Origin of the sequence: Aquimarina mycalae, assembly GCF_029906345.1 — a bacterium.
Taxonomy (GTDB): Bacteria; Bacteroidota; Bacteroidia; order Flavobacteriales; family Flavobacteriaceae; genus Aquimarina.
This window is the reverse complement of record NZ_JARYGY010000003.1, coordinates 372,191-397,708: the sequence shown is the minus strand read 5'-3', so window position 1 is coordinate 397,708 and position 25,518 is coordinate 372,191. Positions and strand designations below refer to the sequence as shown.

The following is a 25,518-nucleotide window of genomic DNA, read 5'->3' as shown; positions in this document are numbered from 1 at the left end:
GTAAGTATTTTATTTTAAGCGTTTTTTGTAGAATCCGAGATGCCCAATTCCCGAATTTAAAACTATTTCGGATATCTTTAATTGCCTCTATACTAGGTTACGAAATCGTTGTAGTAAACTATTGTCATTCTTATTGCATATTTCAAGTTTAACTGAAGATTTAATAATTCGGTATTGCTGTGTGCCGTTATTCCCTAATTTTAAAGGGATTCGAGTATATTTGGTTCTTATCTATATTAGAAATACGCATTATATATGAAGTCAAGATTTTTTTCTTTTTTACTTTTCGGAATACTAACATTTGCAGCAGTTTCTTGTAAAAATAATTCAAGCGATTTTATTGCAAATTTCAGCAGTTATCAAAAAGATCGGTTTATAGAAATTCCTAGAGATAATGGTAAGTACATCATTAAACTATATTCTGATAAGATTATAGAAACTTCCTTTATTCCAACAGGAGAGACCTTTAATACAGAATCTCACGCAGTGGTTCTTGGTAATAAAGGAATTGCAGCAAAATTAACAGAAACAGATAATACTATTATATATGGAGCAGAAGGTATTCAGGTCCATATAAATAAAGAACCTTTTGAGATATATTATACTTATAAAGAGAAGAAATTGATTTCGGAAAACGAGGGGTATATAAAAACAGATTCTACCGAAATTTTAAACTTTAATTTAGATAAAGAAGAAGTGATTTATGGTGCTGGAGCAAGAGTAGTAGGAATGAATAGGAGAGGTAATCGATTACAATTGTATAATAGAGCACATTATGGGTATGAGACTCGTTCAGAGTTAATGAATTATACTATGCCTTTAGTTTTATCTTCTAAGGTTTATGCGGTTCATTTTGATAATGCTCCAATAGGTTTTCTGGATATTGACAGTAAAAAAGATAATACACTTAGCTATGAAACGATTAACGGTAGAAAGACCTATCAAGTAGTGGCAGGTGATGATTGGAAAGATTTGATGGATCAATATACTGATTTAACAGGAAAGCAACCGTTACCTCCAAGATGGGCTTTTGGTAATTTTGCCAGTCGTTTTGGATATCATTCAGAACAAGAAACCAAAGAAACTATTGCTAAGTTTAAAAGTGATTCTATTCCTTTAGATGCGGTAATCTTAGATATTTATTGGTTCGGAAAAGAGATGAAAGGACATATGGGGAACTTCGAGTTTCTTAAAGATTCATTTCCTAATCCAAAGCAAATGATCAATGATTTCAGAGATCAGGGAGTAAAAACTGTATTAATTACAGAACCTTTTATTTTATCAACATCGAAAAAATGGGAAGAAGCAGTAGCGGAAAAAGTACTTGGAAAAGATTCATTAGGTAATCCTTTTAGATTTGATTTCTATTTCGGTAATACTGGAATTATAGATATTTATGATCAGAAAGGTGCAGCTTGGTTTTGGAATATTTATAAAACCTATACTAAAGAATATGGAGTCGCAGGATGGTGGGGAGACCTAGGCGAACCAGAAGTACATCCTTCAGCTTTATTACATGCCACTGGATCTGCGGATGAAGTACATAATATCTATGGTCATGATTGGGCAAAATTAGTACAAGAAGGGTATCAAAAAGATTTTCCAGAACAACGCCCTTTTATTTTAATGCGTGCTGGATATTCGGGATCTCAACGTTTTGGTATGATTCCTTGGTCTGGAGATGTTAGTAGAAGTTGGGGAGGATTACAACCACAAACAGAAATTGCACTTTCTATGGGAATTCAAGGATTGGGATATATGCACTCTGATTTGGGAGGATTTGCTGGTGGAGATAAATTTGATGCGGCTTTATATACACGCTGGTTACAGTATGGAGTTTTTCAACCTATCTATAGACCGCATGCACAAGAGCATATCGCTCCAGAACCTGTGTTTCATGATCAGAAAACTAAAGAATTAGCAAGAAAGAGTATTGAGCTTCGATATCGAATGCTACCTTATAATTATACAATAGCTTTTGAGAATAATCAAACTGGTGTTCCATTGATGCGACCTTTGTTTTTTGAAAACCCAGATGCTAAAGAATTACAAACAGTTTCTAATACTTATTTATGGGGAGATAATTTTTTAGTATCTCCAATAGTAAAATCCGAAGTAGCATCAAAAGATGTATATTTTCCTAAAGGTTGTAATTGGTATGATTTCTTCACCAATCAAAAATATGAAGGCGGAAGATATATTACCGTAGAAACTGTAGAAGATCATATTCCTGTATTTGTAAAAGGTGGATCGTTTATACCAATGGTTGAAACAGTACAGAGCACAGAAGCATATAATACTAAGGAATTGATTTTACATTACTATCACGATGCGTCGGTTGAGAATAGTTTCGGAAAACTATATGATGATGATGGCAAAACACCTAATGCTTATGAGAAAGGAAGATATGAAATATTAAACTTTGAAAGTAAAAAGACTAAAGAAACACTGTCAATAAATTTCAGAGCTAATACAGGAGGTCAATATGCCAAATCCAGTCGTAATATCTCATTAATAGTTCATAATATTAAAACAGTTCCAAAATCTGTGATGATTGGAACCAAAAATATACCTTTCATTTGGAATGAAAAAAATAATACCCTGTTTATAGATTTTAACTGGAATTCTGCAGTCATTGAGAAGTTAGAGATTGCTCTATAAAGTATGACTATTTGAATCAGAATACGAATTTAATGATGTATATTTATTAGCTGACTATTAATGAAATTTAAATAGTAAAAGTGATAAGACCTTATACATTATCTGATAGAAAACAGTTAGTTGATATTTTTATACTTAACACACCAAAGTATTTTGATCAGAAAGAAATTCAGGATTTTGAAGCGTATTTAGAGTTACACGGTGACACATACTTGACGATTGAATATGACGGTGAAATAGTTGGAGGAATGGGGTGTTATGTAGACGAAAATGATACATCTGGAAGAATCACATGGATATTTTTTCATCCAAATTATACTGGATTAGGACTTGGGAAAAAAGCAGTAGCTTATTGTCTAAAAACATTTACATCAAACCCATTAGTAGAAAAATCTGTAGTAACAACCTCTCAACTAGCGTATAAGTTTTTCGAAAAGTTTGGCTATAATCTTATAAGAACTGAAAAGGATTATTGGGGTCAAGGACTTGATCTTTACGTAATGGAGCTCCAGTTGAATAGTAATTAGAACCTACACTAGAATGTTACAATAAATGAAGTATATAGAGAATGAGACACAAAAAGAATATATCGGTCGAATAAATTTGGCATTAAGATATATTGATGATCATCTCGATACGGATTTGTCATTAGAATCAATTGCTAAAGTTGCGATATATTCTCCTTTTCATTTTCATAGAATTTTTAAAGCGATAATTGGTGAAACTTTGAATATATATATCAATAGAAGACGAATTGAAAAGGCAGCTACTGTATTAATGCACAAAAAAGAAGTGAGCGTTTCTGAATTGTCGCTACAATATGGTTTTAAGAGTAATTCTTCATTTACGAGAGCGTTTAAGAATTTTTATGGAGTTAGTCCAACCGAGTTTCGAAAACAACTTCCTGGAAAATTTAGCAAGATTAGTAAAACGAATAGCAAGATTGGACAAGAGAATTTGATCTTTGAAAAATACATTTGCAACATTAATAATCATATACACTGGATTAAAATGAACGCTAAAATTGAAGTAAAAGAAATTGAAGAGTTAAATTTTGCAAGTATCACACAAATAGGAATCGATGGTATAGAGTATACTTTTGATAGATTAATTAGATGGGCAAAGCCTCAGGGAATACTAGATGACCCAAAAACTAAAATGGGAAGAATATTTCATGATAGTTTTAAAATCACATCTCCTGATAAGGTGCGTATGAGTATTTGTATACTTACCGACGCAACATTTAAAGAACAAGGTGAGATTACTTCGATTAGCATTAATAAAGGAAGAAGTATTGTAGGTCGTTTTGAAATTACTCCTAATGATTTCGAAAAATCGTGGAGTAGCCTTTTTGTATGGATGAACGAAAACGGATATAAAAAAGCTGAAGAAAACCCATTTGAGATATATCATAATGATTTTCGTGAACATCCTGAAAATAAATTCATTGTTGATTTGTATATACCTATAGTATAAAATGGTTTAAAAATATTTAGGTAATTTATTCAAAAAATATCTTAGTATCAATACATTAATCTATCAGTAAATATTTTTTATAATTACTAGTAGATAAATATTCATTTTTAAGTTGTTTTAGAAAAATTACAATCTCGTCTCTTTTTAGATAGTTCTCTTTAAGAGGATCCATAAAATCATTGTCATTCACAGTAAGTGCTACGTACCATTTTCCACTTCGACTGGTATAAAAATCTTCAAGAACAGGACCACCTTCATTAACATCTAAAATAGCATCTATTGCCATTGGTGCAAGGTTAATAGTATTAGAACTTCTTTCTACTTCATAAAACGAAAGGAAATATTCTTCATTATTTACAGTAAAAGGAACATTCCATCGAACATCCTCATTGTTTAATTTAAATTTGGCATTGATGAATTGATAAAATTCATTGGCATTTTTAGGATCTTCAAAAATAAATGCAGTCCTTTTAGGCAGTTGTTTTTTAAATTTTTTACCAATCGTCACTTTATAATCTTCAATATTTGGAGCTATTTTGGTTGGAACACAAGATGATAATAGAATTAAAAAAGATCCGATCAATAATAAATTTTTCATTGTTTGATATTTAAGGCAGTTTTATCAAGTTTTATGCCAAGATGTTTTTTATATATTTATGTTATTATTTTATAATATTAAAAATGTTGATCTTTTGTAAAATCCATTAAAATTATGAAAACTACAGACAAACCTATTACAGTAGAGCAAATTTTTAATACCTCTATGAATAAAGTATGGAGTGCATTAACAGATGTGCAAGAAATGAGGCAATGGTTTTTTGATAATATTGTAGACTTCATTCCCGAAGTTGGGTTTAAAACACAATTTTTAGTGCAAGTCGAGGATAGAAAGTATACACATCGCTGGGAAATTATTGAAGTTGTGCCAAATCAGAAAATTAGTTATACCTGGAGTTATGAGGAATTTTCGGGTGATGGGTATGTCACTTTTGAATTATCTGAACATAAGAGTGCTACAAAACTTAATTTTTCACTTACAGTTACAGAAGATTTCCCTTCAGATGTTCCTGAGTTTACAAGGGAAAGTTGCCAAGGAGGATGGGATTATTTTATAAAAGAAAGATTGAAAAAGTATTTAGAATAGACAAAACAAGAATAATAAGTATTTTGGTTTCATTCCCTTATAAGTTTTCATTACTGTTATTAAAATAAGTTGTAACGAATTAGAATTCTATGCTTCTAACAAGTATCTAACTTAATTAATATGGTACATTCACAAGAATCCAAAGAAAACTGGAGTCGATTACATAAGCTTGGTTTCAGAGCTATCTTTACATATTTAATTTTATATATTCTTCTTTTATTTACATCTCTTTTTCTGGAAACTCCATTACGATGGTTTGCAGAATATATATTGCATTGGGGTGCAGATTTTGATATGAAAAGTACAGGAAGTGGAGATAGAACTTTTGATTTCGTTAGGTTAGGGTTTAATGTTGTACTAACTATATTTGTTGTGCTAATCTGGACTGCTTTAGACCGCAAAAGAACTTCTTATACAATACTATGGCATTGGTTTCAAGCGATATTAAAAACGGCCTTGTTTTTAGCAATGCTTCTTTATGGTTTTGCAAAAGTATTTAAAGCACAATTTGGCGATCCTAGCCTTGAACTATTGCTACAAGAAGTAGGTGAAATGTCTCCAATGGGTTTGGCCTGGACTTTTATGGGACACTCTTTTGCCTATAGTTTTTTTACTGGTTTTGCTGAATTGTTAGGAGGAGTACTATTACTCTTTAGAAAGACAGTTACATTAGGAAGTCTTATTATTCTAGGTGTAATGACTAATGTAGTAATGATTAATTTTACTTATGATGTTCCAGTAAAGCAATTTTCCTTTCATCTACTATTAGTAGCTTTAATATTAATATGGGTCGATAGGAATCGTTTAATAAATGTTTTCTTTAAAAATAAAGTTGCTGAAAAAGTTGATCACTATGTGTTGATTAAGAATCCAGGATATAGAAAAGTAAAAATGATTGGAAAAAAACTTATAGTGATTGTTGTTTTCGGAATTTGCGCTTTTCAGGCTATAATACAGTTTGATATAAGGGAACAAACTAAAGAAAGATCAGAGTTTTACGGGATATGGGAATCACATTTATTTATAAAGAACAGAGATACCTTACAACCATTGCTTACAGATCAATCTCAATGGAGATACTTAATTATTGATCAGAAAAAACAAGCTATTGTAAAAAAAATGAATGATTCTATTGATAGGTACACTTTTGAAACAAATACGAATTCTCAGGAAATAGCTTTTAAAGAATCTACAGCTTGTATCCCACAGCATTTTTCATATTATTTTAATGGTAAGGAATTACTGCAATTAAGAGGTAAGTTAGATGGTGATTCGTTATTTATACATTTTAAACGAAAATCAGAAACTGACTTTAGGTTAACTAATCGAGATTTTCATTGGGTGAACGAACATCCTTTTAATCACTAATAGATTGGCACAGTCATAGAGTTTTCAACTGGTTTTTATATTTTAGTGTATTAGGTACAACATTATAAACTTTAGTAGTATGGAAAAAAACAAATCGGTAGAAGAGTTTATTTCAAAGAAAACTGAATGGAAAGAAAGTTTAGAGTTACTAAGAGCTATTATGTCTTCTACAGAAATGAAAGAAACTATAAAATGGGGAATTCCTGTGTATACAATAGATGGTAAAAATGTGATAGGGTTAGGAGCTTTTAAATCTTATGTAGGAATCTGGTTTTATCAAGGAGTGTTTTTAGAAGATAAAGAGAAAAAATTGATCAATGCTCAAGAAGGAAAGACCAAAGGTTTGAGACAATGGAGATTTCACGGCTTTGATGATATCGATAAAGAACTTGTATTACAATACACTAAAGAAGCCATTCAGAATCAAAAAGAAGGTAAGGAAATAAAAATAGAGAAATCTAAGGGCTTCGAGATACCAAAAGAGTTAGATGCCTTGTTTGCTTCTAATAAAGAAGCAGAAGTATCATTCAGTAAACTTACTCCTTTTAAGCAAAAAGAATATGTGGAATATATTACGACTGCTAAACGAGAAGCTACTAGAGTTTCAAGAATAACAAAGATTACGCCTATGATATTAGATGGTGTTGGGTTGAACGACAAATATAGATAGTCTTTGTTTTGGAAAATACTATAATAAAAAGACTAGGTGTATAATTCGTTATAAATCATAAACTATATATACTTATCCAGCCACTCTTTAAATTGATAAAAATTTTGAGGAGCAACACCATGTCCAACAGGAAATTCGTTTAAAGTAGTTTGAATGCCTAATTCGGCAAACTTTACAGGAGCTTTACGTGCCCAATCAACAGGAATTACTTGATCTACACTTCCGTGTGAACAATACACATTAAGATTAGAAAAACTATGTTGTTCATATCCTTCCTTAAGAATATCTTCATTAAGATAACCACTTAATGCAACAACATTTTTTATTTTCTCGGGATAGGAGAGTGCTACCGAATAACTAAGAATAGTACCTTGACTAAAACCTAGCAATGTCACATTATTGGGATCCAGATTATAAGCAGAACAGGCCTCATCAATAAAGGATGCTATTTTATCACGAGATTCTATTGCTTGTGCATCGTCACTAAACTTTCCTTGCGCTGCATCAAAATAAATAGCATACCAAGCATTACCATAAGGTTGCATAGGATAAGGAGCTCTTACAGATATTATAAACAATTCTTCTTGTAATTCTGAAGCAAACGAAAACAGATCTTTTTCATCACTACCATATCCATGAAACATAAATAAAACTGGAGTTTTATCTTTTTTTAATGTTGGCTCTTTAATGATATGATGTAATGATAATGTTTTCGTTTCCATTTGAATACTCTTTTATATGATATAGCTTATAAAAACCTATTATAATTGAAAATGTATATGATCGTCGTGTCTTACTGCCTGACATCCATGAAATCTTATTTTTGGACTTTGTATTCCTATTCTATTTCGTAAGTGAGGTTCGATAAATACTTTTCTAATTTGTTTTTCTTTTACAATTGCCAAAAGTAAATCTTTTGTTGCTTTTTTAGAAAGCTTAAGCTCATTATTTATAATTCCTAAGGTTAGGTATTTTGGAAAGTCATATTGCCAATATCCTTTTTCTTTACAAACCTTGATTTGATCATATTCATTTGAATTTGGACCGTCATATACTCCGTACCCTAAAATAGCAGGTTTTTTGTTGGTTATGTTACTTTCTTTATTGACGTATATAAATGAAATATCGATTTTTTTTCCATCATTATGACTAAGATGTGGTAGTAATGGAAAACCATCAATAAATGGAAAATTAGCATCCAGATATATTAGTTTGATTCCCTGGTGCTTATTATTAAGTGTCTTGGCAATATTCTGTAATGCCTTATTTAATTGTGGAGTAACATAATTTCTATTACAAACAGTTGTAAAAATAGTTTGTGCTGCTATGAAATCATTGTTTTTGATTTTTTCTCTCCCAAAAATTGGAGCAACAATGGGAATTAGTAAAAATGTAATTCCAAAATATAATATTATAAAAACGCCTGATTTTCTCAAACGATGATGTTTCGTTTTTTTATAAATAATAATTTCAGAAACTAAATAAATAATTCCTCCGATTTGAGTAAGTAGCGTTAATAAAATGAGGATTAATATTTTAAGAATTATTTTAAAGACTTTTTTCATAAAAGTGAAATTCTTTAGATATAACTTTTTTAAATTAAAAATATTGATTGATCTACTTCAAAAAATTAGCTATAAGCGTGTATGCTTGTGTTTTACCACTTATTATTTAATCTGAACCACTTATTACTTTATACTAGTTAATACCCCTTTTAGGTAGTAATTTAGAGTAAAAATAGGGGTAAAATTTTCTTCAATAGGTTTTTGTTATCATTTATTTTTTGAAACTAAAATGTAAATAAATTGTATTAGATATGATGAAGACGTTAAAGGAAAACGCACATATGTTTTTTGGAGTTATACTTTTCTCATGTAATACCGTTGAAGTTTCAAATTTTGATATTGACATAGCCGAAGATGCTTTTATTATAAACTCTTCGTCCAATTTTGTAGGATATTATTATAAAGGATCAGATGCGCATTTTCATTATTTTGTAAGTAGATGGGATTTTTTAAAAGACAGATTTTTCAAGTTAAAACAAGAGGATCTTGAAGTGAATCAGCAATTTAATTTTGGAACAGAAGAATTAAGAGTTGATTTCTTTGAAGATGAGAGCAATATTGAATTTGGTTATAATGAGTTTTATAAACTTTTTATCGTTGAATAGAAACTAATAATTAATTATGAAGATTTAAAAATGAAGAAAGTCATCATCTTACTGTTATTAATTATAGGTTCGGTTTCATGTAAAAATGATACTGAGGAAATTAATTTTAAAGTTGGTTTTTTACCTAATTCTATATACACACAAGTACAAAATCAGATTGTAGAAAATACAATTAATTATGTAGCTTCTAAGGATATCATAGAAAGTTTAAAGAAAAACGGAGTTTCTAATCCTGATACTTCTAAAAGTAATATTGTATTAAAGAGTATTGTAAGAACTGGTAGCACCTTTAGAAATTCATTTCCGATTCATATAGAGTTTTTAGAATCAAATCATTCGGTTTTAAAAAAGGATTCAAAGTTTTATGGTAAATCAGAAGGTGGAGTAACTAAGATTGATTCAATTATCTCTGATAAAATGACTACAGATACAAAAGAAATGGTGCGCGCTACTATGGAAACGATGTTGAATCAAATTAAATATCCTGAAAGAAAAATTAAAATTGGAGAAAGTTTTGAAAATAGAACTCCTATGAAAATGCCAGTATATCTGCCAATTAAAATAGAAGTAGAGTCTATTTATACCTTAGAAAAAATAGAAAATGGAATAGGATATTTTAATCTTTATCATCGAATACGATCAAAAACTAAGGATTATCGTAAAAGCTTGGTAGGAAGGGGCAAGGGAACAATGAAGTATGATATAGAAAAGAACTTTTTTACTAAACTCTATTCAGAAATGGAAATAAATGTACAAGCTGAACTAGAAGGATTTGGAGTTAAACTTAGCATTAAGAGTATAGCAGATCAGAACACTGAGATATTAAAAAAAGAATAATAACAATGATTCTTATACCAACAGGTACATCATTCTATTATAAAGTAAACAGCTTTACATTAAATAACCTATGAGCATCTTATTACGAACTTGTTTAGCAATATTTGTCTTTATAACCATATACCTATTTACCTATGTAGTGATGACATATATAACACCAGAAACTTTAATTACATTGATTGTCTCTCAGTCGATATCCATACTATTAGCAATACTTAGTATGATGTTGGTATATAAGAAGACTATTCATATTTCTAATGACTTAGCAACCCATATTGTAGTTGGAGGTTTTATTGTAGGGCCCATTGTTTTTTTCTTAGATTATTTTGTTCCTGTGATTATTACACCAACGTCGCATCAAGGTCCTTTGATAGGAGTTTTTATTGCTGGACCTATAGGGTTTGTGGTAGGGTTAATTAGTGGTTTAATATATTGGAAAACGAGAGGCAAACGACAACTGGTCAAAGTAGATAACAGATATTATTTTTAATAATAAAAATACTCACTAGGTTTCTTTCCAAACCTAGCTTCATATAACTTTGAAAAGCGGGTTACATGATTCATACCTATTGAATAAGCAATAGCCGTAGTGTTTTCATAACTTCCATTTTCTAATAATTCTCTGGCTTTCTGAAGCGCGATCTCTTGTCTATACTTTTTCGGAGTAAGCCCAGTTATCTTTTTTATTTTTCTCTGAAATTGTCGTTTACTTAAATTAAAATGTTCTGCTAGATTTTTTAATAAAAAATCATTGTTTTCAAGTTCTTTTCTAATAACTTCTTCAACATCTTCTATCCAGTCTATTTCTGATCGACTGATTTGGATGGTGTGTACAGGTTCTATAGTATCAATTGATGTATCAGCCTGTATTGATGTTATTTTACTATTCTGAATATCCTCATTTTCTATAAGTCCTCGTTCCGTAGAATATTCTAATAAATTATGGCAACGAGCTAATAATTCTTTTGGTGAAAAAGGTTTAAGTAGATAATCATCTACACCTAATATAAGCGCTTTTAATTTATTGGTATCACTACCCAATGCTGTTAGCATGATTATCGAAATATGTCTATAAGAATCATTGGTTTTAACCTTTTCTAAAAGTGTATACCCATCCATTTCGGGCATCATGACATCAGATATTATAAGATTGATGTTCTGTTGTGTAAGTATTTCGAGCGCTTCTTTACCGTTATTGGCTAAAAAAACGTGATATTGATTATGTAGTAAACTAGCAATAAACTGTTGCATATCATGATTATCCTCTACAATCAAAATAGTATGTTGTTTTTTGATTTGTGTGTCATTGTGTAAGACTAGATGATCTAAGTTAACCTGGACTTCTTCTTTTGTAATAACTTCTTCTGTGAAATTTTTAATCGCTACAGGAGATGATACCTGTCTGAATGGTAATGAAACAGAAAAAGTGCTACCTACTCCTAATTCACTTTTTACAGTGATATTGCCAGACATTAAATGTGTAAGTTCTTTTGCTAATGCCAAACCGATACCTGTACCACTTTGTGTAGAAATATTGGGTTGTTTACTTTGAAAAAAACGATCAAAAATATTAGGTAAATCCTCTTTAGATATACCTTGTCCAGTATCGGTTACTTCAATACTTAAAATATCTTTTTTCCTTGAAGCTGTTAGTGTTACTTTGCCTTCTGTCTGAGTGTTTTTTATTGCATTTGATAATAAATTATTAAGTACTTTTTCTACTTTACCAATATCAAGAGATACCCATTGGTTTGGTAAATTTTCAAAAGATGTAATGTATTGAATATTATTGTGCTTGGCTAGAGAATCAAAACCAGAAGAGATTCGTTTAAGTAAAGGCGAGATCGCAACATTTTCTTCTTGTAATTCTAGTTTATTAGATTCTAGTTTTGACAAATCTAAAATATCATTTACCAAACTTTTAAGGCTTTTTGCATTTCGTTGTATAAGCGTTAGATTAGAAATAATGTAAGAGTTCGAACTTTCTTTTTTACTATAGTCTAATAACGTTTCTATAGGACTACTTATTAGTGTAAGCGGGGTTCGCAATTCATGCGAGATATTAGAAAAGAAGTGAGATTTTATTTGATCAAGCTTTTCGAGTTCCTGCTTTTGTTTTAGTAATGATTGTGCAAGCTTCTTCTTTTTCTCTTGCCCACGAAAAAGAACTATAGAAGTAATTACCGCAAAAACAAATAGGGCGCTAACAAATAAAATGATAACTTCTTTTTGCTTATTAGCTTTTTGCTTATTAGCTTGTTGCTGTATTTTTTTCTCTTGTTTCTCTATGGCCAATACAGTATCTCGATACTGTAATTCTTCTAAGTGAAGTCTGTTTTTTTCTTTATCGTTAATCACTGAAGTCTCTAGTGAATCCATCTCCTTCAATAATTTATACGCCTTTGTAGATAGATTTTTATTAGTGTAAACTTCTGCTAAATTTTTTCCTAACTGGATTTTGTGAGAAAAATTATTTCTCTTACATGCTTCTATATATGCTAGTTCAGCGTATTTCAGTACTTGATCAGATTTATTGAGTTCTTCTGATAAATATGCATAAGCTTCATAATAATAAGGAAGTACTTGTTCATTATTTGTGTTTTTACATAATCTTATAAAAATTTCTAAATAACGCTCAGCTTTTTCATACATCTCGGTTTCTATCAATGTATGTATTAGTAAATCGATACTTTCTACAATGATATTCTCTTCATTATTAATGATAGCGTGATTAATACCTTTATTAATGTAGGTTATGGTAGAATCGATCTGCTCCGTTTCTAGGTATTCTCCTGCTAAATTAAAATAGATATATGAACTTATCTGACTTGGATGTATGTTATCGGCCTGTAAAAGGTGTAAGAGTTTATAATAATACTCAATAGAGAGCTCTAAATCGCCACTTCTAGAGTGTGTGATCGATATACTTCTGGTTAATTTACTTCTTAAAGGAAATAATTTCTTTTTGTCTTTTGATTTTTCAATGATTTCCATAGCCTTATAACCAATACTTAAGGCTTTTGATAAAAATCCAGAACGTCTTGCATGCTCACTCAATAAATACAAAGAAAGAATATACTCTTCCTCACTATACATATCCTTAGAAGGCATTAGTAACTCATTAGCTTTATGTGCATAGTAACCTAAGCTATCCATGTTATCACGTTGTATGCTAGCTAATTGGTTGTAAACAATAGCTTTTTCGGTTAGGATATTAGTTGTTTTTAGAGCTTGATGTAAACTATCAATTTTTTCTTGACTGTTATTATAAACATTATCAAAGTTTATTTTGGTAAGATTCTGATGAATGGTATCCAGAATCCTTTTTACATATTGATTTTTTGTATTTTCTTGAGAACTAACATCTATAGAAAATAATAAAAAGATAAAGGGAATTATGAGGAGTAGTAATTGTTTTATCATACTTATTTAAGGTTCAAGAGTAGACAGAGAGGTTTTAACACTAAATTAACAAGTACAGACCTAACCACAAATGTTTTTTTGTTAAAAATTTAACTCATTTAGTAACCCTACTTTTATAGTTATAGTATCTGATCTACCTGATCTCACATAAATGACAGATCATGAAACATAATGTGACCTAAAACGTCCTGTTTTGACATTAGATGACTCTTTTTGACAGTTAATGTCCTACTTAGAACTATAAATGTCCTTTTTTGACTTTGTCGGGGAAAAAATAAACTAAACATTTGTAAAGGACGTATTTTTTATGGGATGATTATAGTACTTAAACTATTGAATAAAAGTGATAGAATCTACCATGATATATATCGTATGATATTGTAAAATTCATCTTGATATTGATATTTATTTTAAACACTACTTAATGATACTAACCAAAATATAACGTGTTTAAATAAAAACTTAATAAGATGTAGAAACATACATTTTATAAGTGTCAATACCATTTTGAACATTATATAAAATATTAACCAACCAAAAGATTTTAATGTTAAAAATAAAAGGCAAACACTTTTTAGTTTGCTGTGATTTGTTTTTATAAATGTGTGATTATGGTTAGAATGAGAATCGTTTTTTTTACTATAGTACTTATTAATACTATATTGTTTTATACAAAAGTAAAGCCTTTTTCTTTTGCTATAAATATGGATATTGTTCCACATACCGAAATACGGAACGAACATATTACAGAGCTATTCGAACTGATTAACAAAAATTCTACTACCAATCAGAAAACGACTGAATTATATGCGGCAAAACTTGTTGACGCCATACAGCAAATTGAAAATAAAGAAATAAAACATAAGCTATTTAAAAAGTTAGGTAAACTATATGTAGACAATCAGTATTTTTTAGAAGAAGCTATTGTTCTTTATACAAATGCGGCTAAGTATCATATGGTTAAAGGAGAATTATATGAACTAGGGATATGTAATGGCATGTTGGGAAGCATTTATTTTTTATTAGATCGGTATGAACAATCTCAACTTTTCTTTAAAAAATCATTTCACCATTTTCAGGATAATTCAGTGAATGAAATTACGGCCGAGATTTATAGAAATTATGTTTCTCTATTAGTCGCATTAGGTGATGATGAAGAAGTCTTTGAGTATTGTATTGAATTATTAGATTATTATGAAAAAAGAAATGATACTGAAAGTGTTTTTGATATTAAATTAAAAATAGGAGAAATCTATTTTGCTAATAGACAGTATAACAAAGCTGTTAATTTTAATAGAGCACTACTAAAAGAGTATGAACATCAAAAAGTAGATAAAATTAATGCCAAAAAACGCAACATACATTTATGGAGATTACATACTAATCTCGGTCATGTGTATAGAGTAGAAAGTAAATTGGATAGTTCATTGTTTTGGTTTAAAAAAGGTTTAAACTTTGTTGATAACCAAGATCTACAAAAATATATTCCAGGTACATATAATAGTATAGGTAAAGTTTATCTACTAAAACATGAATATAGAAATGCTTTAGGATATCTAGAAGCTGCTTTAGATTTCGAAAACAAAGGTGTACCATTTGTTTTTGCAAACTCTAGATTATATGGCAATCTATCTACTTGTTACGCTGGATTAGGAGATAAAAAAAATGCATTATTTTATCTAGATAAAACATTAAAATACGCAGACAGCAGCTCGTCCTTATTAATCAAAAAAAATAGTAGAACTCATGCATACAAAGTAAATAAATTACTTAAAAAATATGCGACATCTAATTTCTATTTTGTAGAGAGAGGTAAATATGAAGATAGTATTCGTGATGTTCGAGCATCTGGCAAAATAGCAAAATTAGAAAGTAAGTATAGACAACAACAGAAACAACGAGAAATTGATATTCTTTTAAAAGATAATGAAATCGAACTGTTAACAATTAGTAGAGAAAAAATCGCAAATTCTTTTCTTATATTCTTAGTTCTTGCTTTTATATCGTTTAGCACATATTTTCTGTATAGATTTTGGCAAAACAAAAAATTAACAGAAGAACTTACTAAACGAAATATAATAATTAATAGACAAAGAGATGAAATATCATTATCTCTTAAAAATCAAAACGCTTTAAATCAAGAGCTTAATGAGATAAATGGAGCACTACAAAAGTTTTTCTCTATCATTTCTCATGATTTAAAAGCACCCTTTAATGTTATTTTAGGTTTCTGTGATCTTTTATTTTGTTCCATAGATGAATTGGATAAAAAAGATGTCAAAAAATATATAGCATGGATAAGAACTTCAGCCTATAAAAATTTCCACCTAACAGAAAAACTTCTTTCCTGGGCAGCCACAAATCAAAGAGGGATAACGGTATCTCGAAAAATAACAGGGATTAAAGAAATTGTGGATAAAGTGATCGATAATTATGAGGACTTAATCGTTCAAAAAAAGATCAAAATTCAAGCAAATATCAAAGAAAGCTTTAAAGCAAATGTAGACCCTAATATATTAGAAACTGTATTGTCTAATCTTGTCAATAACGCCATAAAGTTTACAAGAATAGGAGGATATGTTGAGGTTCACGCAAAGAGCGTAAATAATATGATATGCATAGAAGTAAAGGATAATGGAATTGGAATGAATGCGGATGAAGTTGAAAACCTATTAAAAATAGATAAAGTACATTCTAAAAAAGGAACCAATGATGAGTGCGGTTCTGGATTAGGACTTATTCTTTGTAAAGAACTGTTGACATATCATAACGGATATTTGGAGGTTAAAAGTGAAGAAGGTATTGGAACATCTTTTTCAGTTTTTATTATTGATAAATAATATAAAAGAAGACACACATACACATATACATACACACACAATAACCTTAATAAAGTGATTATGAATGAATTTAATGCAATTATCATCGAAGATGAACCGTATCATGTAGAATTACTTACTCAAATCTTAAAGAGAAATTGTCCCTACGTAAACGTTTGTAGTTTTGCAAATAGTGTGAGTGAAGCTAATTCATGCTTAAAAGAAAAGGAATTTGATATTATTTTTCTGGATATTAATTTAGGAAAGGATTGCGCTTTTGAATGGCTTAAGACAGTATCTTATATTGATGATAAAGAGCTAGTTATTACAACTTCTCATCAAAAATATGCTATTGAAGCGTTTAAGCATGTGGCTACGGATTATGTCTTAAAACCTATGGTGTTAGAGGATGTAATACAAGCCGTAGAAAAGGCTAAAAAAAATATAGAAATCAAAAGAATGGCTTCTCTACACAATCAAAAGTTTGATGATAAAGATCCACTAAAAATGATTGCTATACCGTCGACAACAGACGTTAAAATAATTCCTGTAAATGAAATTATTTATTTACAATCTGAAGGCAGATATACGATGTTTCATACAAAAAATAATACAACTACTATCGCTAGCAAGAATTTAGGTGAATATGAAAAATCCTTGGTTAATAATAATTTTTTTAGAATTCATCATTCGTATCTAGTTAATATGGATTGCGCACTTAATGTGCACAAAAAAGATGGTAATTATTTAGAAACATCTAATCATCAATATTTACCGATTTCTAAACGGAAGGTTGATTCTTTCTACCAATATCTTGGTATAAAGTAGAAACTGGTTTAGTATTTATTATGTTTTTTATTTTAAAAGAACTCGTATTGTTGTATTGCAAACGGGTTCTTTTTTTGTATAAAGATTAAGAGCTTATGTTATCATAAACATGTTATGATTTTGCAAAAATCCACTTATTACTTACATCGATCACTTATTACTTTGCGCATAAGAATAGCTTGATTCATTTCTATCTTAGAGAAACGATACAGTATAGGTAACTATTTTATGTATCTAAAATATTAATGTTTAATGATATGAAAGACAGTAAGTTTTCTATAGATCTTTTAGTAGTTGTAGCATTTTTAATGTGTACGAGCCTCATTATTTCTGATATCTATATTTCTTATTATAATCAATTATCCAAAGATGGATTTACCAATACTACTTTTACCAAGGGTTTAGTGAATATTGCAAACAAATTACCTCTAATAAAAAACTCTTTCTTAGTTAGAGTCATATCGATATCGGTATTTATGTTTTCATCTTTTGGATTTAAAGTAAAAAAGAGACCAGAAGAAGGAAATAGATCAATTATGTATATAGTAATAGCTGTATTATCATTTTTGATCTTTGTCTCTTCCTCACTTATTAAGGTAAATGTATACGCGTATATATCGATTACCGTAGTGTTTTTTATCCTTTTTATATGGAGCTTTATGAATATTAGAAGACACTTTGAATTCTTTGGACATAAAGATGAATTCAACGAAAAAAATCAGAATTTTAAACAAGAAAAAGGAGTCAAGGAAAATCCATATTCTGTAAACTTCAAGACAGATAAAGGTACTATTAATGTAGTGAATCCTTTTAGAGCTACCATGGTTCTTGGAACTCCAGGTTCTGGTAAATCATATTCTGTGATAGAAGAGTATATCAGACAGCATATTAAGAAAAAGTTTACGATGTTGGTATATGATTTTAAATACCCATCATTAGCAAAAGAAACATACGCATTCTTAGAATATTATAAGAAAAATTATAAAATAGAGCCAAAATTTTCGGTGATTTCTTTAGATGATTTAGCACAATCTAATTTTGTAAATCCACTAAGCCCTGATTTAATCAGAAAAGCAGCAGACGCTATAGAAGCTTCTCAAACTGTATTGTATAATCTTAACAAAGAGTGGATCACTAAAAAGGATTTTTTTGCGCAATCTGCAATTTCTTATTTTGCATCATGCATCTACTTTCTAAAGATTTATGAAAACGGTAAATACTGTACATTACCACATGCAATTGCATTAGCTTCATGTCCAGACGAAAAGGTTTTTAAAATTTTTGTCAACTATCCAGAACTTAAGTTTTTTATGACTCCATTTGCAGATGCTTTAGAAAAAGAAGCGTTTGAACAATTATCAGGGCAAACAGCATCAGCCAGAATACCATTATCACAACTAGCCACAAAAGAACTGTTTTGGGTGATGGGGAATAATGTATATCCCGAACTGAATGTACCATTGGCTATCAATAGCCCAGAGGAGCCAAGCATTCTTATATTAGCTAATTCCCCATCAACCCAAACTACCAACTCTCCAGCATTAGGGTTAATCTCAACTCAGGTTTTAAAAGAGATTAATAAACAAAACAAACAACCCTGTTCGGTAATTATTGATGAGTTACCAACCATGTATTTTATGGGATTAGATAATCTTATAGCTACTGCCAGATCAAATAAGATATCTACGACAATAGGAATGCAAGATTTAGAACAATTAAAGAGGGATTATGGAGATAAAATAGCAGAAACAATATTTAATATAGTTGGTAATATTTTTAGTGGTTCTGTAAGAAGTAGTACTGCAAACAAACTTCAAGAGATTTTCGGTAAGAAAAAGCAAAAACTCAAAAACATTTCTGTTGATACTAGTTCTACCTCATATTCTATTAATGAAAGCCTGGAATATGTAATTCCAGTAGCTACCATATCTCAACTTTCACAAGGAGAATTTGTAGGAGTGGTATCTGATAATTTTGGAGAAGAGATCGGTAGAAAGATTTTTAGAGGAAAAATTAAAGTAGATCAACGAAATGATCAAATTAAAAAACCAATCCCAGATACTATAGATGCAGAAAACCTGGATGATTTAGTCAATGGAAACTTTAACCGAATTGTACAGGAGATAGATATATTGATTGCAAATGAATTATATGAGATTCATAATAAAGAAAATTTAGAAGAAGAATTTGATAATACTGTTTCTGAATTAGAAGAAACTGAGTCAACTGGAAATCAAAATGCTTAATAATGGAAGTTCTGAATTGTGTAAAAATAATAAAGCTCACAAAATTGTTGACAATGCTATTATTGTTAATATCAACTACTGTTTTAGGGCAAAACAAAAGTAAAGATTCTTTAAAGTTAGAAGAGGAGTTTCCTATTTCTCTTCCACTTTCATTAGAAGATTTTTTAGGGATTACCTCTAATTATGGATATAGAAAACATCCAATTCTTAATGAGATAAAAAAACATGATGGAATTGATCTGGCGGCCTTAAAGGGCAAACCTGTAAAAGCAACCGCAAATGGTGTCGTCGAGAAAGTAGATTATCATCCAGGTTATGGCAATAGAGTAATTATTAAACATAGAAGTAAGATAAAAACTCTATACGCCCATCTTACTAATAAAAGCGTAAAAGAGGGACAAAAGGTCAAATTTGGAGATGTTATAGGTTTTGTAGGTGATACAGGAATGGCAACAGGACCTCACCTTCACTACGAAATACTATTAGATAATGTAAACATTGATCCAATGGTATTTTGGAAACTGATTCTAAAGAGAAATAGAGTTGCAAAAAAATAATATATCATTTTAAATAAAAATAATGGATAAGAAGAAAAAAATAATTGTAGGAGTAGTAGCAGGATTATTCTCATTAGCATTAGTTTTTATGATAAAATTCATGGTGTTTAATGATGCAGATGAAGAAGATCAAAGTCTTAATATAGTATCTATATCAATGCCAGAAGTGGATGAGAACGAGTTAGAATATTCTACAAAAAAACAAAAGTATGATAAAGAGGACGAGCCTGAAAATATGATAGATCCTTTTAGTTCTGAAGAATCAGAAGAACTCAAAAAATCAGAAGAACCTAAAGACAGTATAAAACAGAATATAGGGAAATTAACAGGCAAGGATACTAAAAAAAACAATCGGAAGAAAGTGGCAAACTCCCAAAAAAATCAAATGGATCAAGAGTTAATGATGATTTTGGAGATGCAAAAACAAATAGAAGAAGAACGTAAGCTAGTATCAGAAGATGCGAATAATACTAAAACCACCACCACAACAAATATTCAGGATACACCAAACCAAAATTCCCAAGAATCTCAAATAGCATCAAGTAGATTAAGCAATGCCTTTCTTAATAATAATGGTTTTTTTGGAGCTGGAAGTTTTTCTGAGAACGACTTTGTTAGAGATTTAATTCCAGCAGAAACAGTAGATCAAGGATTAATAATTCAGGGGAGTACTATTGCTATTAGAACTAAGAAACAATTAGTACTTAAAGATTTAGGAATTATTATACCAAAAAATTCGATTGTATATGGGAAAGCTTCTTTTGGAGGGCCAGAGAGGTTGACAATCGATATTGTTAGTTACAAAGCTAATAATCAACTTTTCGAACTGGATTTAAAAGTATTTGATTTTGATGGAAGAGAAGGAGTACATCTTAGCAATAGAAGTTGGACGAAGATACCATCAAAAGTAGCCAATGATATCTATAAATATGCATATCGTAAAGGAACCCAAGGAAGCACTTTTGGAGGAGAAGACACCTCTATAAATCTTGATGAAGTAAAAGATGCTGCCATATTATCGGCTGCAAAAGAAGTATCTGATGAGTTATTTAAAAAACGTAGAGTACTCATGCCAAGAAAATATAACATTTGGATTAATGTAGATACAGATTCAGGCTTATGATTTATTGACGAGAAATAAATTATAAAGTAAACAAGTAATAACTGTTGTAAAAAAGATTGATATGAAGAGCGAATCAATAGATAAAATATTTCCAATATATACTGTAGACAATGACTTATTGATTTCTAAAAAAGGAGATATCAGCGTAGTGTATAAACTACAGTTGCCGCAGATATATTCTTTGGATGAGAATGCTATAAATCAAATAAATGAATTGTTTGATAAAGTAATCAGATCACTACCAGAAGAGACAATCGTCCAAAAACAAGATTATTTCTTTGTCAATAAAATAAAAGAAAAAATTGCAGATGGTGATAATATGTTATCAAGGAGTGATAATCAATTTTTTTATGAAAAACCTACCTTAAAGCATGAGTGTTATTTAATCATTACCAAGGATTCTAAAAAAAAGGCAACCTTTAATACGAATCAAAAAATGTTCGAAAAATATCTTCAGGATATTGATGAATTTATAAGTAGAGTAGGAAGAACGGTTTCGTATCTGACTAAAGAAGGATATTTTTCTGTAAAACGATTAGATAGTGACGAAATATTGGATGTAATCGATAAATATTTTTCTTTATCTCCAGAACCAACAGGTGTATTGAAAGATGTTTTTATGAATAAAAAATTACAAGTTGGTGATAAAGTGGGAGAAATATATTCAATTTCTTCAAATGATCAGTTACCAATCAACATAGAAAGTACCATAAAACATACTGATTTTTCAACACCCAAAACTAATTTTCAGATTCCTTTTATTCAACCAATCTCTATTGGTTTGGATTGTAATCATATTTATAATCAGGTGATATATATAGATAAATCCGATGCTATTTTTAATAAACTAAAAACCAAACTAAAACAATTTAAAAGTTTATCGATTCTCTCTAAAGAAAATGAAATAACCTACGGTCAGATCAATGATTTAGTTGAAGAAGTTATTGAGAAAGAACTAAATTTTGTCACACAACATTACAGTGTAATTATCTGGAACAATACCTTAGAAAAATTAGAAGATAATCGTAATCAATTAGAAAACTCTTTCAGAGAATTAGGTATTACACCATATCAGGTAAAATATTCAATCAAAGATATTTATATAAATAATTGTCCAGGAGCTACAGCTTTGATACCTGAAAATTATCGATTTATAGGGGTTTCAGAGCAGTGTCCTACTTTGATGAATTTTGAAAGCTATTATGATAGTAATAAAAGCGGAATTTTATTTTGTGATCGTAAAAATGAATCACCAATTCGCCTGGATTTATGGGACGATCCTGTTAAACGAGGACTTATTGTAAATCGTAATCGACTTATTTTCGGCCCATCAGGTACAGGAAAATCTTTTCTGATTAATCATATTGCTAGTCAATATTATGAACAAGGTCATCATATTGTAATGATCGATATTGGTAATTCTTATAAGAAACTATGTCAACTAGTAAAAGGTCAATATTTTACATACGAAATTGATAATCCGTTGGAGTTTAATCCTTTTTACTTAAATGGAGCCGAAATATCAATCGATAAAAAAGTGTTCCTGATTTCGTTGATTATTTTCTTATGGAAAGGAGATGACCCTTATCTAAGAGAAGAGAAACAGATTATAGGATTATACATCGATTTATATTATGAAAATATAGAGAAAAACCCAGACATATTTCCTTGCATGTCAACATTCTTCGATTTCGTAAATAATAATCAAGTACTAGATGATGAATCTAAATATTTCGATAAGATGAGTTTTAGATTATCGATACAAGATTTTCATGATGGAAAGTATAGCAAAATTCTTAATTCACGACAACCTATAGATTTAGTACAGGAGCGTTTTATAGTTTTTGAGATGGATAATATTAAAGATCATCCAATATTATTCCCATTAGTAACAATGCTATGTATTGATGTAATAATGAACAAAATTAGGTTGATGCCAAGTGTGAAAAAATCAATCTTTATTGATGAGTGTTGGAAACCAATTTCTAAAGGAGAAATGGCAGAATTCATAAAATACTTGTATAAAACAGTAAGAAAGTTTTATGGAGAAGTAGCGATTGCGACACAAGATGTAGAGGATATTTTGGAGACTGTAGCTGGACCAGCAATGATCAATAATACCGATACAATGATTCTGCTTTCCCATAAAAAGAAAATGGCGTCTAAAGATAAATTTGCAAAATACTTATCGTTTAGCGAATCTGATCTTGAGAAATTGTTCTCTACAAATAAACGAGAAGTATATATAAAAGTCGGTAATTCCTCAAATGTTTATAAAGTAAAAGTCTCTCCAGAGCGTTACGCTTGCTATTCATCTAATGCAGACGAAAACAAGATTATTTTCGATGATTATAAAAAGAATAATAATATGGAAGTTGCTCTAAAACAATTCGTTGAAAAATAATTTTTAAAATAAGAAAAAAATGAAATATGTACTGATAACATTAGGGCTTTTATTCTCCTGTTTTGGATATGCCCAAAGATCAATGAACCTAAAAAAGAAACATAATAATATAATTAAAGCACTTAAAAATCAGGATAACTTATACGTATCTGATGTGAATACAACTCATTTGATATTTAATGAAAATATTAAATACATTGACATCGGTTCACCTTATTTTATAGCAGATACGATTCAACCTATTGTTAAACTAAAACATATAGGAGAAGGATTAGATTTAGGTGAAATTAGCACTAGATCTAATTTAACCGTAATTACTAATGGAGGCACATTTTATTCGATTCCATTAAGATATATGCGGGATACGAATATACATTCTTATCGTATTGGAGATAGCAAAGAAAATATAAATAGTATAAAATCAAGCTACACTCAGAAACAGGAAAAAACTAATAAAATAGATAAGCTCTGTGCAGATTTTAACTCGGCAAAATCCAATATTATTTTAACCAAAGAAAGAGATAATTTAAGGCTAAAAATATCAGGTATTTTCTATCAAGAAGATCATATTGCTATCCGATTAGATATAAAAAATGAAGCTACCATCGATTTTGATGTAGATAACATTTTGATTCGATTAAAATTGAATAAAAAAATTACTTCAGATTATATATATCAAGAAAGAATTATAAGTCCTATAAAAATTTGTGATAAAAATTATCTGATAAAAGGTGGAGATGTAGAAAGAATGACACTGATTTTTGACAAGTTTACACCTAATGATAATGAAAAATTGTTTATAGATGTTTTTGAAAAAAATGGAGGCAGATCTAGTACAATTGCTATACCAAGAAAAAAATTACTGACGCCTAAAGTAGTACTTGCTACTAACTAGAGATATAATAATAAACTATTTAGTAATCTTAAGGATATGAAATTTAATAAGGACATAGTAAAAGCTTTCACTACCCCAATGATAAAAAGTAAAATTCCTACGAATCTTAAACCAAAGCAACAACAGATATCAATGACAGAGAAAATAGATTTAAGACAGAAACAGGAAAAAAAACAAGGCCAAAAAAAGCAGCCGAATATTACAAGAAATAAAAAAATATCCTGGTAAACGATAAAATTAAATGTCATGAAGCAGAAAATAGTTTTAATTATTCTATTAGCAATAGGTACAGAATTTAGTTATGGACAATGGATACATTTTTGGCTCTCTAATACCGATAGACGAACCCGAACACAGATGGGAATTATGAATGCTACAGCTGCAACAAGAGCAGCAGAATTAAAATTTATTAACGATGACCTCAGTAGCTCAAAAAAACATTTACGTACTATGTTAGATCGATATTATCGAAATAATACTTTTGATAATAAAGCAAGAAATGATTATTTAAAAACTGCATTTGCTAGCAGTGTTATGGCAGGGATTAGTACCGTTATATCAAATAGTCCCAATGCAATGTATATGACTAAGAATAAAAAAGAATATATAGATCAAATAAATTTAGTACGAGGTGGAGTATTAGGATCAATTGTAGGTACCGATGTTTTTAGTCGAACCAATCCAACGGTAAGATCAGATAATAGGCAAGAGATTTATAGATTAAGAGCAGAATTATTGAGGAAGTTTTCTGAAAATGATAGAGAATTACGCTCCTTATTAGGAGTTACAATCGCAGCGGGTATTATCGCTGGCGATGTTGATATTCTAAGTGAAATTAAAAAAATTGAGATCTTTTTCTAAACAAAATATAATAAGAGATGGTATCATCAAAGTAAA

General features: G+C 29.8%; 21 protein-coding genes. 17 read left to right on the top strand and 4 right to left on the bottom strand.

Translation table 11 applies throughout. The features are described 5' to 3' along the window. Nucleotides 1–255 precede the first annotated feature (255 nt). From QBK95_RS09550 to QBK95_RS09540, 3 genes are all read left to right on the top strand, one after another. Nucleotides 256–2,661: a glycoside hydrolase family 31 protein gene (locus QBK95_RS09550; RefSeq protein WP_280933012.1), complete on the top strand. Its 2,406-nt coding sequence runs from the start codon at nucleotides 256–258 to the stop codon at nucleotides 2,659–2,661. 80 nt (nucleotides 2,662–2,741) lie between these two features. Next, nucleotides 2,742–3,188: a GNAT family N-acetyltransferase gene (locus tag QBK95_RS09545; protein WP_280933009.1), complete on the top strand. Its 447-nt coding sequence runs from the start codon at nucleotides 2,742–2,744 to the stop codon at nucleotides 3,186–3,188. Nucleotides 3,189–3,213: 25 nt separating this feature from the next. Beyond that, nucleotides 3,214–4,137 carry an AraC family transcriptional regulator gene (locus QBK95_RS09540; RefSeq protein WP_280933007.1) on the top strand — a complete coding sequence of 308 codons (924 nt, stop codon included), beginning with the start codon at nucleotides 3,214–3,216 and terminating at the stop codon, nucleotides 4,135–4,137. A gap of 55 nt (nucleotides 4,138–4,192) precedes the next feature. Here QBK95_RS09540 and QBK95_RS09535 read toward each other — a convergent pair whose 3' ends face one another. Continuing rightward, the gene (locus QBK95_RS09535; RefSeq protein ID WP_280933005.1) at nucleotides 4,193–4,735 is read right to left on the bottom strand and encodes a hypothetical protein; all 543 of its coding nucleotides are present in this window, start codon (nucleotides 4,733–4,735) and stop codon (nucleotides 4,193–4,195) included. Nucleotides 4,736–4,849: 114 nt separating this feature from the next. On the opposite strand from QBK95_RS09535, the gene QBK95_RS09530 reads away from it, so the two are divergent. The 3 genes from QBK95_RS09530 to QBK95_RS09520 all read left to right on the top strand — a co-directional run bounded on the left by QBK95_RS09530 (nucleotide 4,850) and on the right by QBK95_RS09520 (nucleotide 7,319). After that, nucleotides 4,850–5,281, top strand: coding sequence for an SRPBCC family protein (locus QBK95_RS09530; protein WP_280933003.1), 432 nt, complete (start codon nucleotides 4,850–4,852; stop codon nucleotides 5,279–5,281). A 120-nt stretch (nucleotides 5,282–5,401) separates the two neighbouring features. Continuing rightward, on the top strand, nucleotides 5,402–6,649 hold the full coding sequence (locus tag QBK95_RS09525; RefSeq protein WP_280933001.1) for a hypothetical protein: 1,248 nt from the start codon (nucleotides 5,402–5,404) through the stop codon (nucleotides 6,647–6,649). 79 nt (nucleotides 6,650–6,728) lie between these two features. Continuing rightward, on the top strand, nucleotides 6,729–7,319 hold the full coding sequence (locus QBK95_RS09520; protein WP_280932999.1) for a YdeI/OmpD-associated family protein: 591 nt from the start codon (nucleotides 6,729–6,731) through the stop codon (nucleotides 7,317–7,319). 62 nt (nucleotides 7,320–7,381) lie between these two features. On the opposite strand, the gene QBK95_RS09515 is transcribed toward QBK95_RS09520, so the two are convergent. Beyond that, nucleotides 7,382–8,041 (bottom strand): alpha/beta hydrolase, encoded by a 660-nt coding sequence (locus QBK95_RS09515; protein ID WP_280932997.1) that lies wholly within the window; start codon nucleotides 8,039–8,041, stop codon nucleotides 7,382–7,384. Nucleotides 8,042–8,080: 39 nt separating this feature from the next. Further along, nucleotides 8,081–8,884, bottom strand: coding sequence for a hypothetical protein (locus QBK95_RS09510; RefSeq protein WP_280932995.1), 804 nt, complete (start codon nucleotides 8,882–8,884; stop codon nucleotides 8,081–8,083). Nucleotides 8,885–9,135: 251 nt separating this feature from the next. On the opposite strand from QBK95_RS09510, the gene QBK95_RS09505 reads away from it, so the two are divergent. The 3 genes from QBK95_RS09505 (at nucleotide 9,136) to QBK95_RS09495 (ending at nucleotide 10,816) form a co-directional block, all read left to right on the top strand. Then, a complete protein-coding gene (locus QBK95_RS09505; protein ID WP_280932993.1) occupies nucleotides 9,136–9,489 on the top strand; it encodes a hypothetical protein in 354 nt (117 codons plus the stop codon). Between the two features lie 30 nt (nucleotides 9,490–9,519). Beyond that, nucleotides 9,520–10,326: a hypothetical protein gene (locus QBK95_RS09500; protein WP_280932991.1), complete on the top strand. Its 807-nt coding sequence runs from the start codon at nucleotides 9,520–9,522 to the stop codon at nucleotides 10,324–10,326. A 70-nt stretch (nucleotides 10,327–10,396) separates the two neighbouring features. Further along, entirely contained in the window at nucleotides 10,397–10,816 is a 420-nt protein-coding gene (locus tag QBK95_RS09495; RefSeq protein WP_280932989.1) for a hypothetical protein, read from the top strand. Here the strand turns inward: QBK95_RS09495 and QBK95_RS09490 are convergent. Next, the gene (locus QBK95_RS09490) at nucleotides 10,813–13,749 is read right to left on the bottom strand and encodes an ATP-binding protein (protein WP_280932988.1); all 2,937 of its coding nucleotides are present in this window, start codon (nucleotides 13,747–13,749) and stop codon (nucleotides 10,813–10,815) included. The two genes, QBK95_RS09495 and QBK95_RS09490, sit on opposite strands and share 4 nt — an antisense overlap. A 611-nt stretch (nucleotides 13,750–14,360) precedes the next feature. Between QBK95_RS09490 and QBK95_RS09485 the strand changes: the two genes are divergently transcribed. From QBK95_RS09485 to QBK95_RS09450, 8 genes are all read left to right on the top strand, one after another. Then, nucleotides 14,361–16,589 (top strand): tetratricopeptide repeat-containing sensor histidine kinase, encoded by a 2,229-nt coding sequence (locus QBK95_RS09485; RefSeq protein WP_280932986.1) that lies wholly within the window; start codon nucleotides 14,361–14,363, stop codon nucleotides 16,587–16,589. A 60-nt stretch (nucleotides 16,590–16,649) separates the two neighbouring features. Continuing rightward, nucleotides 16,650–17,396, top strand: coding sequence for a LytR/AlgR family response regulator transcription factor (locus QBK95_RS09480; protein ID WP_280932984.1), 747 nt, complete (start codon nucleotides 16,650–16,652; stop codon nucleotides 17,394–17,396). Nucleotides 17,397–17,653: 257 nt separating this feature from the next. Next, complete coding sequence (locus tag QBK95_RS09475) at nucleotides 17,654–19,642, top strand: TraM recognition domain-containing protein (RefSeq protein ID WP_280932982.1); 1,989 nt, start codon at nucleotides 17,654–17,656, stop codon at nucleotides 19,640–19,642. 53 nt (nucleotides 19,643–19,695) lie between these two features. Then, nucleotides 19,696–20,199 (top strand): M23 family metallopeptidase, encoded by a 504-nt coding sequence (locus QBK95_RS09470; RefSeq protein ID WP_280932981.1) that lies wholly within the window; start codon nucleotides 19,696–19,698, stop codon nucleotides 20,197–20,199. A gap of 22 nt (nucleotides 20,200–20,221) precedes the next feature. Next, a complete protein-coding gene (gene traM, locus QBK95_RS09465) occupies nucleotides 20,222–21,322 on the top strand; it encodes a conjugative transposon protein TraM (RefSeq protein WP_280932979.1) in 1,101 nt (366 codons plus the stop codon). Nucleotides 21,323–21,383: 61 nt separating this feature from the next. Further along, nucleotides 21,384–23,726: a TraG family conjugative transposon ATPase gene (locus QBK95_RS09460; protein WP_280932976.1), complete on the top strand. Its 2,343-nt coding sequence runs from the start codon at nucleotides 21,384–21,386 to the stop codon at nucleotides 23,724–23,726. Between the two features lie 19 nt (nucleotides 23,727–23,745). Further along, nucleotides 23,746–24,621 carry a DUF4138 domain-containing protein gene (locus tag QBK95_RS09455; protein WP_280932974.1) on the top strand — a complete coding sequence of 292 codons (876 nt, stop codon included), beginning with the start codon at nucleotides 23,746–23,748 and terminating at the stop codon, nucleotides 24,619–24,621. Nucleotides 24,622–24,867: 246 nt separating this feature from the next. Continuing rightward, entirely contained in the window at nucleotides 24,868–25,482 is a 615-nt protein-coding gene (locus tag QBK95_RS09450; protein ID WP_280932973.1) for a hypothetical protein, read from the top strand. Nucleotides 25,483–25,518: the final 36 nt, after the last annotated feature.

Bases quoted from the DNA above. Each gene is read 5' to 3' on its own strand.
- QBK95_RS09535 (WP_280933005.1), bottom strand. From the start codon at position 4,735: ATGAAAAATTTATTATTGATCGGATCTTTTTTAATTCTATTATCATCT.
- QBK95_RS09515 (WP_280932997.1), bottom strand. From the start codon at position 8,041: ATGGAAACGAAAACATTATCATTACATCATATCATTAAAGAGCCAACA.
- traM (WP_280932979.1), top strand. From the start codon at position 20,222: ATGGATAAGAAGAAAAAAATAATTGTAGGAGTAGTAGCAGGATTATTC.
- QBK95_RS09460 (WP_280932976.1), top strand. From the start codon at position 21,384: ATGAAGAGCGAATCAATAGATAAAATATTTCCAATATATACTGTAGAC.
- QBK95_RS09480 (WP_280932984.1), top strand. From the start codon at position 16,650: ATGAATGAATTTAATGCAATTATCATCGAAGATGAACCGTATCATGTA.
- QBK95_RS09550 (WP_280933012.1), top strand. From the start codon at position 256: ATGAAGTCAAGATTTTTTTCTTTTTTACTTTTCGGAATACTAACATTT.
- QBK95_RS09505 (WP_280932993.1), top strand. From the start codon at position 9,136: ATGATGAAGACGTTAAAGGAAAACGCACATATGTTTTTTGGAGTTATA.
- QBK95_RS09540 (WP_280933007.1), top strand. From the start codon at position 3,214: ATGAAGTATATAGAGAATGAGACACAAAAAGAATATATCGGTCGAATA.
- QBK95_RS09470 (WP_280932981.1), top strand. From the start codon at position 19,696: ATGCTATTATTGTTAATATCAACTACTGTTTTAGGGCAAAACAAAAGT.
- QBK95_RS09455 (WP_280932974.1), top strand. From the start codon at position 23,746: ATGAAATATGTACTGATAACATTAGGGCTTTTATTCTCCTGTTTTGGA.
- QBK95_RS09525 (WP_280933001.1), top strand. From the start codon at position 5,402: ATGGTACATTCACAAGAATCCAAAGAAAACTGGAGTCGATTACATAAG.
- QBK95_RS09495 (WP_280932989.1), top strand. From the start codon at position 10,397: ATGAGCATCTTATTACGAACTTGTTTAGCAATATTTGTCTTTATAACC.
- QBK95_RS09530 (WP_280933003.1), top strand. From the start codon at position 4,850: ATGAAAACTACAGACAAACCTATTACAGTAGAGCAAATTTTTAATACC.
- QBK95_RS09490 (WP_280932988.1), bottom strand. From the start codon at position 13,749: ATGATAAAACAATTACTACTCCTCATAATTCCCTTTATCTTTTTATTA.
- QBK95_RS09520 (WP_280932999.1), top strand. From the start codon at position 6,729: ATGGAAAAAAACAAATCGGTAGAAGAGTTTATTTCAAAGAAAACTGAA.
- QBK95_RS09500 (WP_280932991.1), top strand. From the start codon at position 9,520: ATGAAGAAAGTCATCATCTTACTGTTATTAATTATAGGTTCGGTTTCA.
- QBK95_RS09510 (WP_280932995.1), bottom strand. From the start codon at position 8,884: ATGAAAAAAGTCTTTAAAATAATTCTTAAAATATTAATCCTCATTTTA.
- QBK95_RS09475 (WP_280932982.1), top strand. From the start codon at position 17,654: ATGAAAGACAGTAAGTTTTCTATAGATCTTTTAGTAGTTGTAGCATTT.
- QBK95_RS09485 (WP_280932986.1), top strand. From the start codon at position 14,361: ATGGTTAGAATGAGAATCGTTTTTTTTACTATAGTACTTATTAATACT.
- QBK95_RS09450 (WP_280932973.1), top strand. From the start codon at position 24,868: ATGAAGCAGAAAATAGTTTTAATTATTCTATTAGCAATAGGTACAGAA.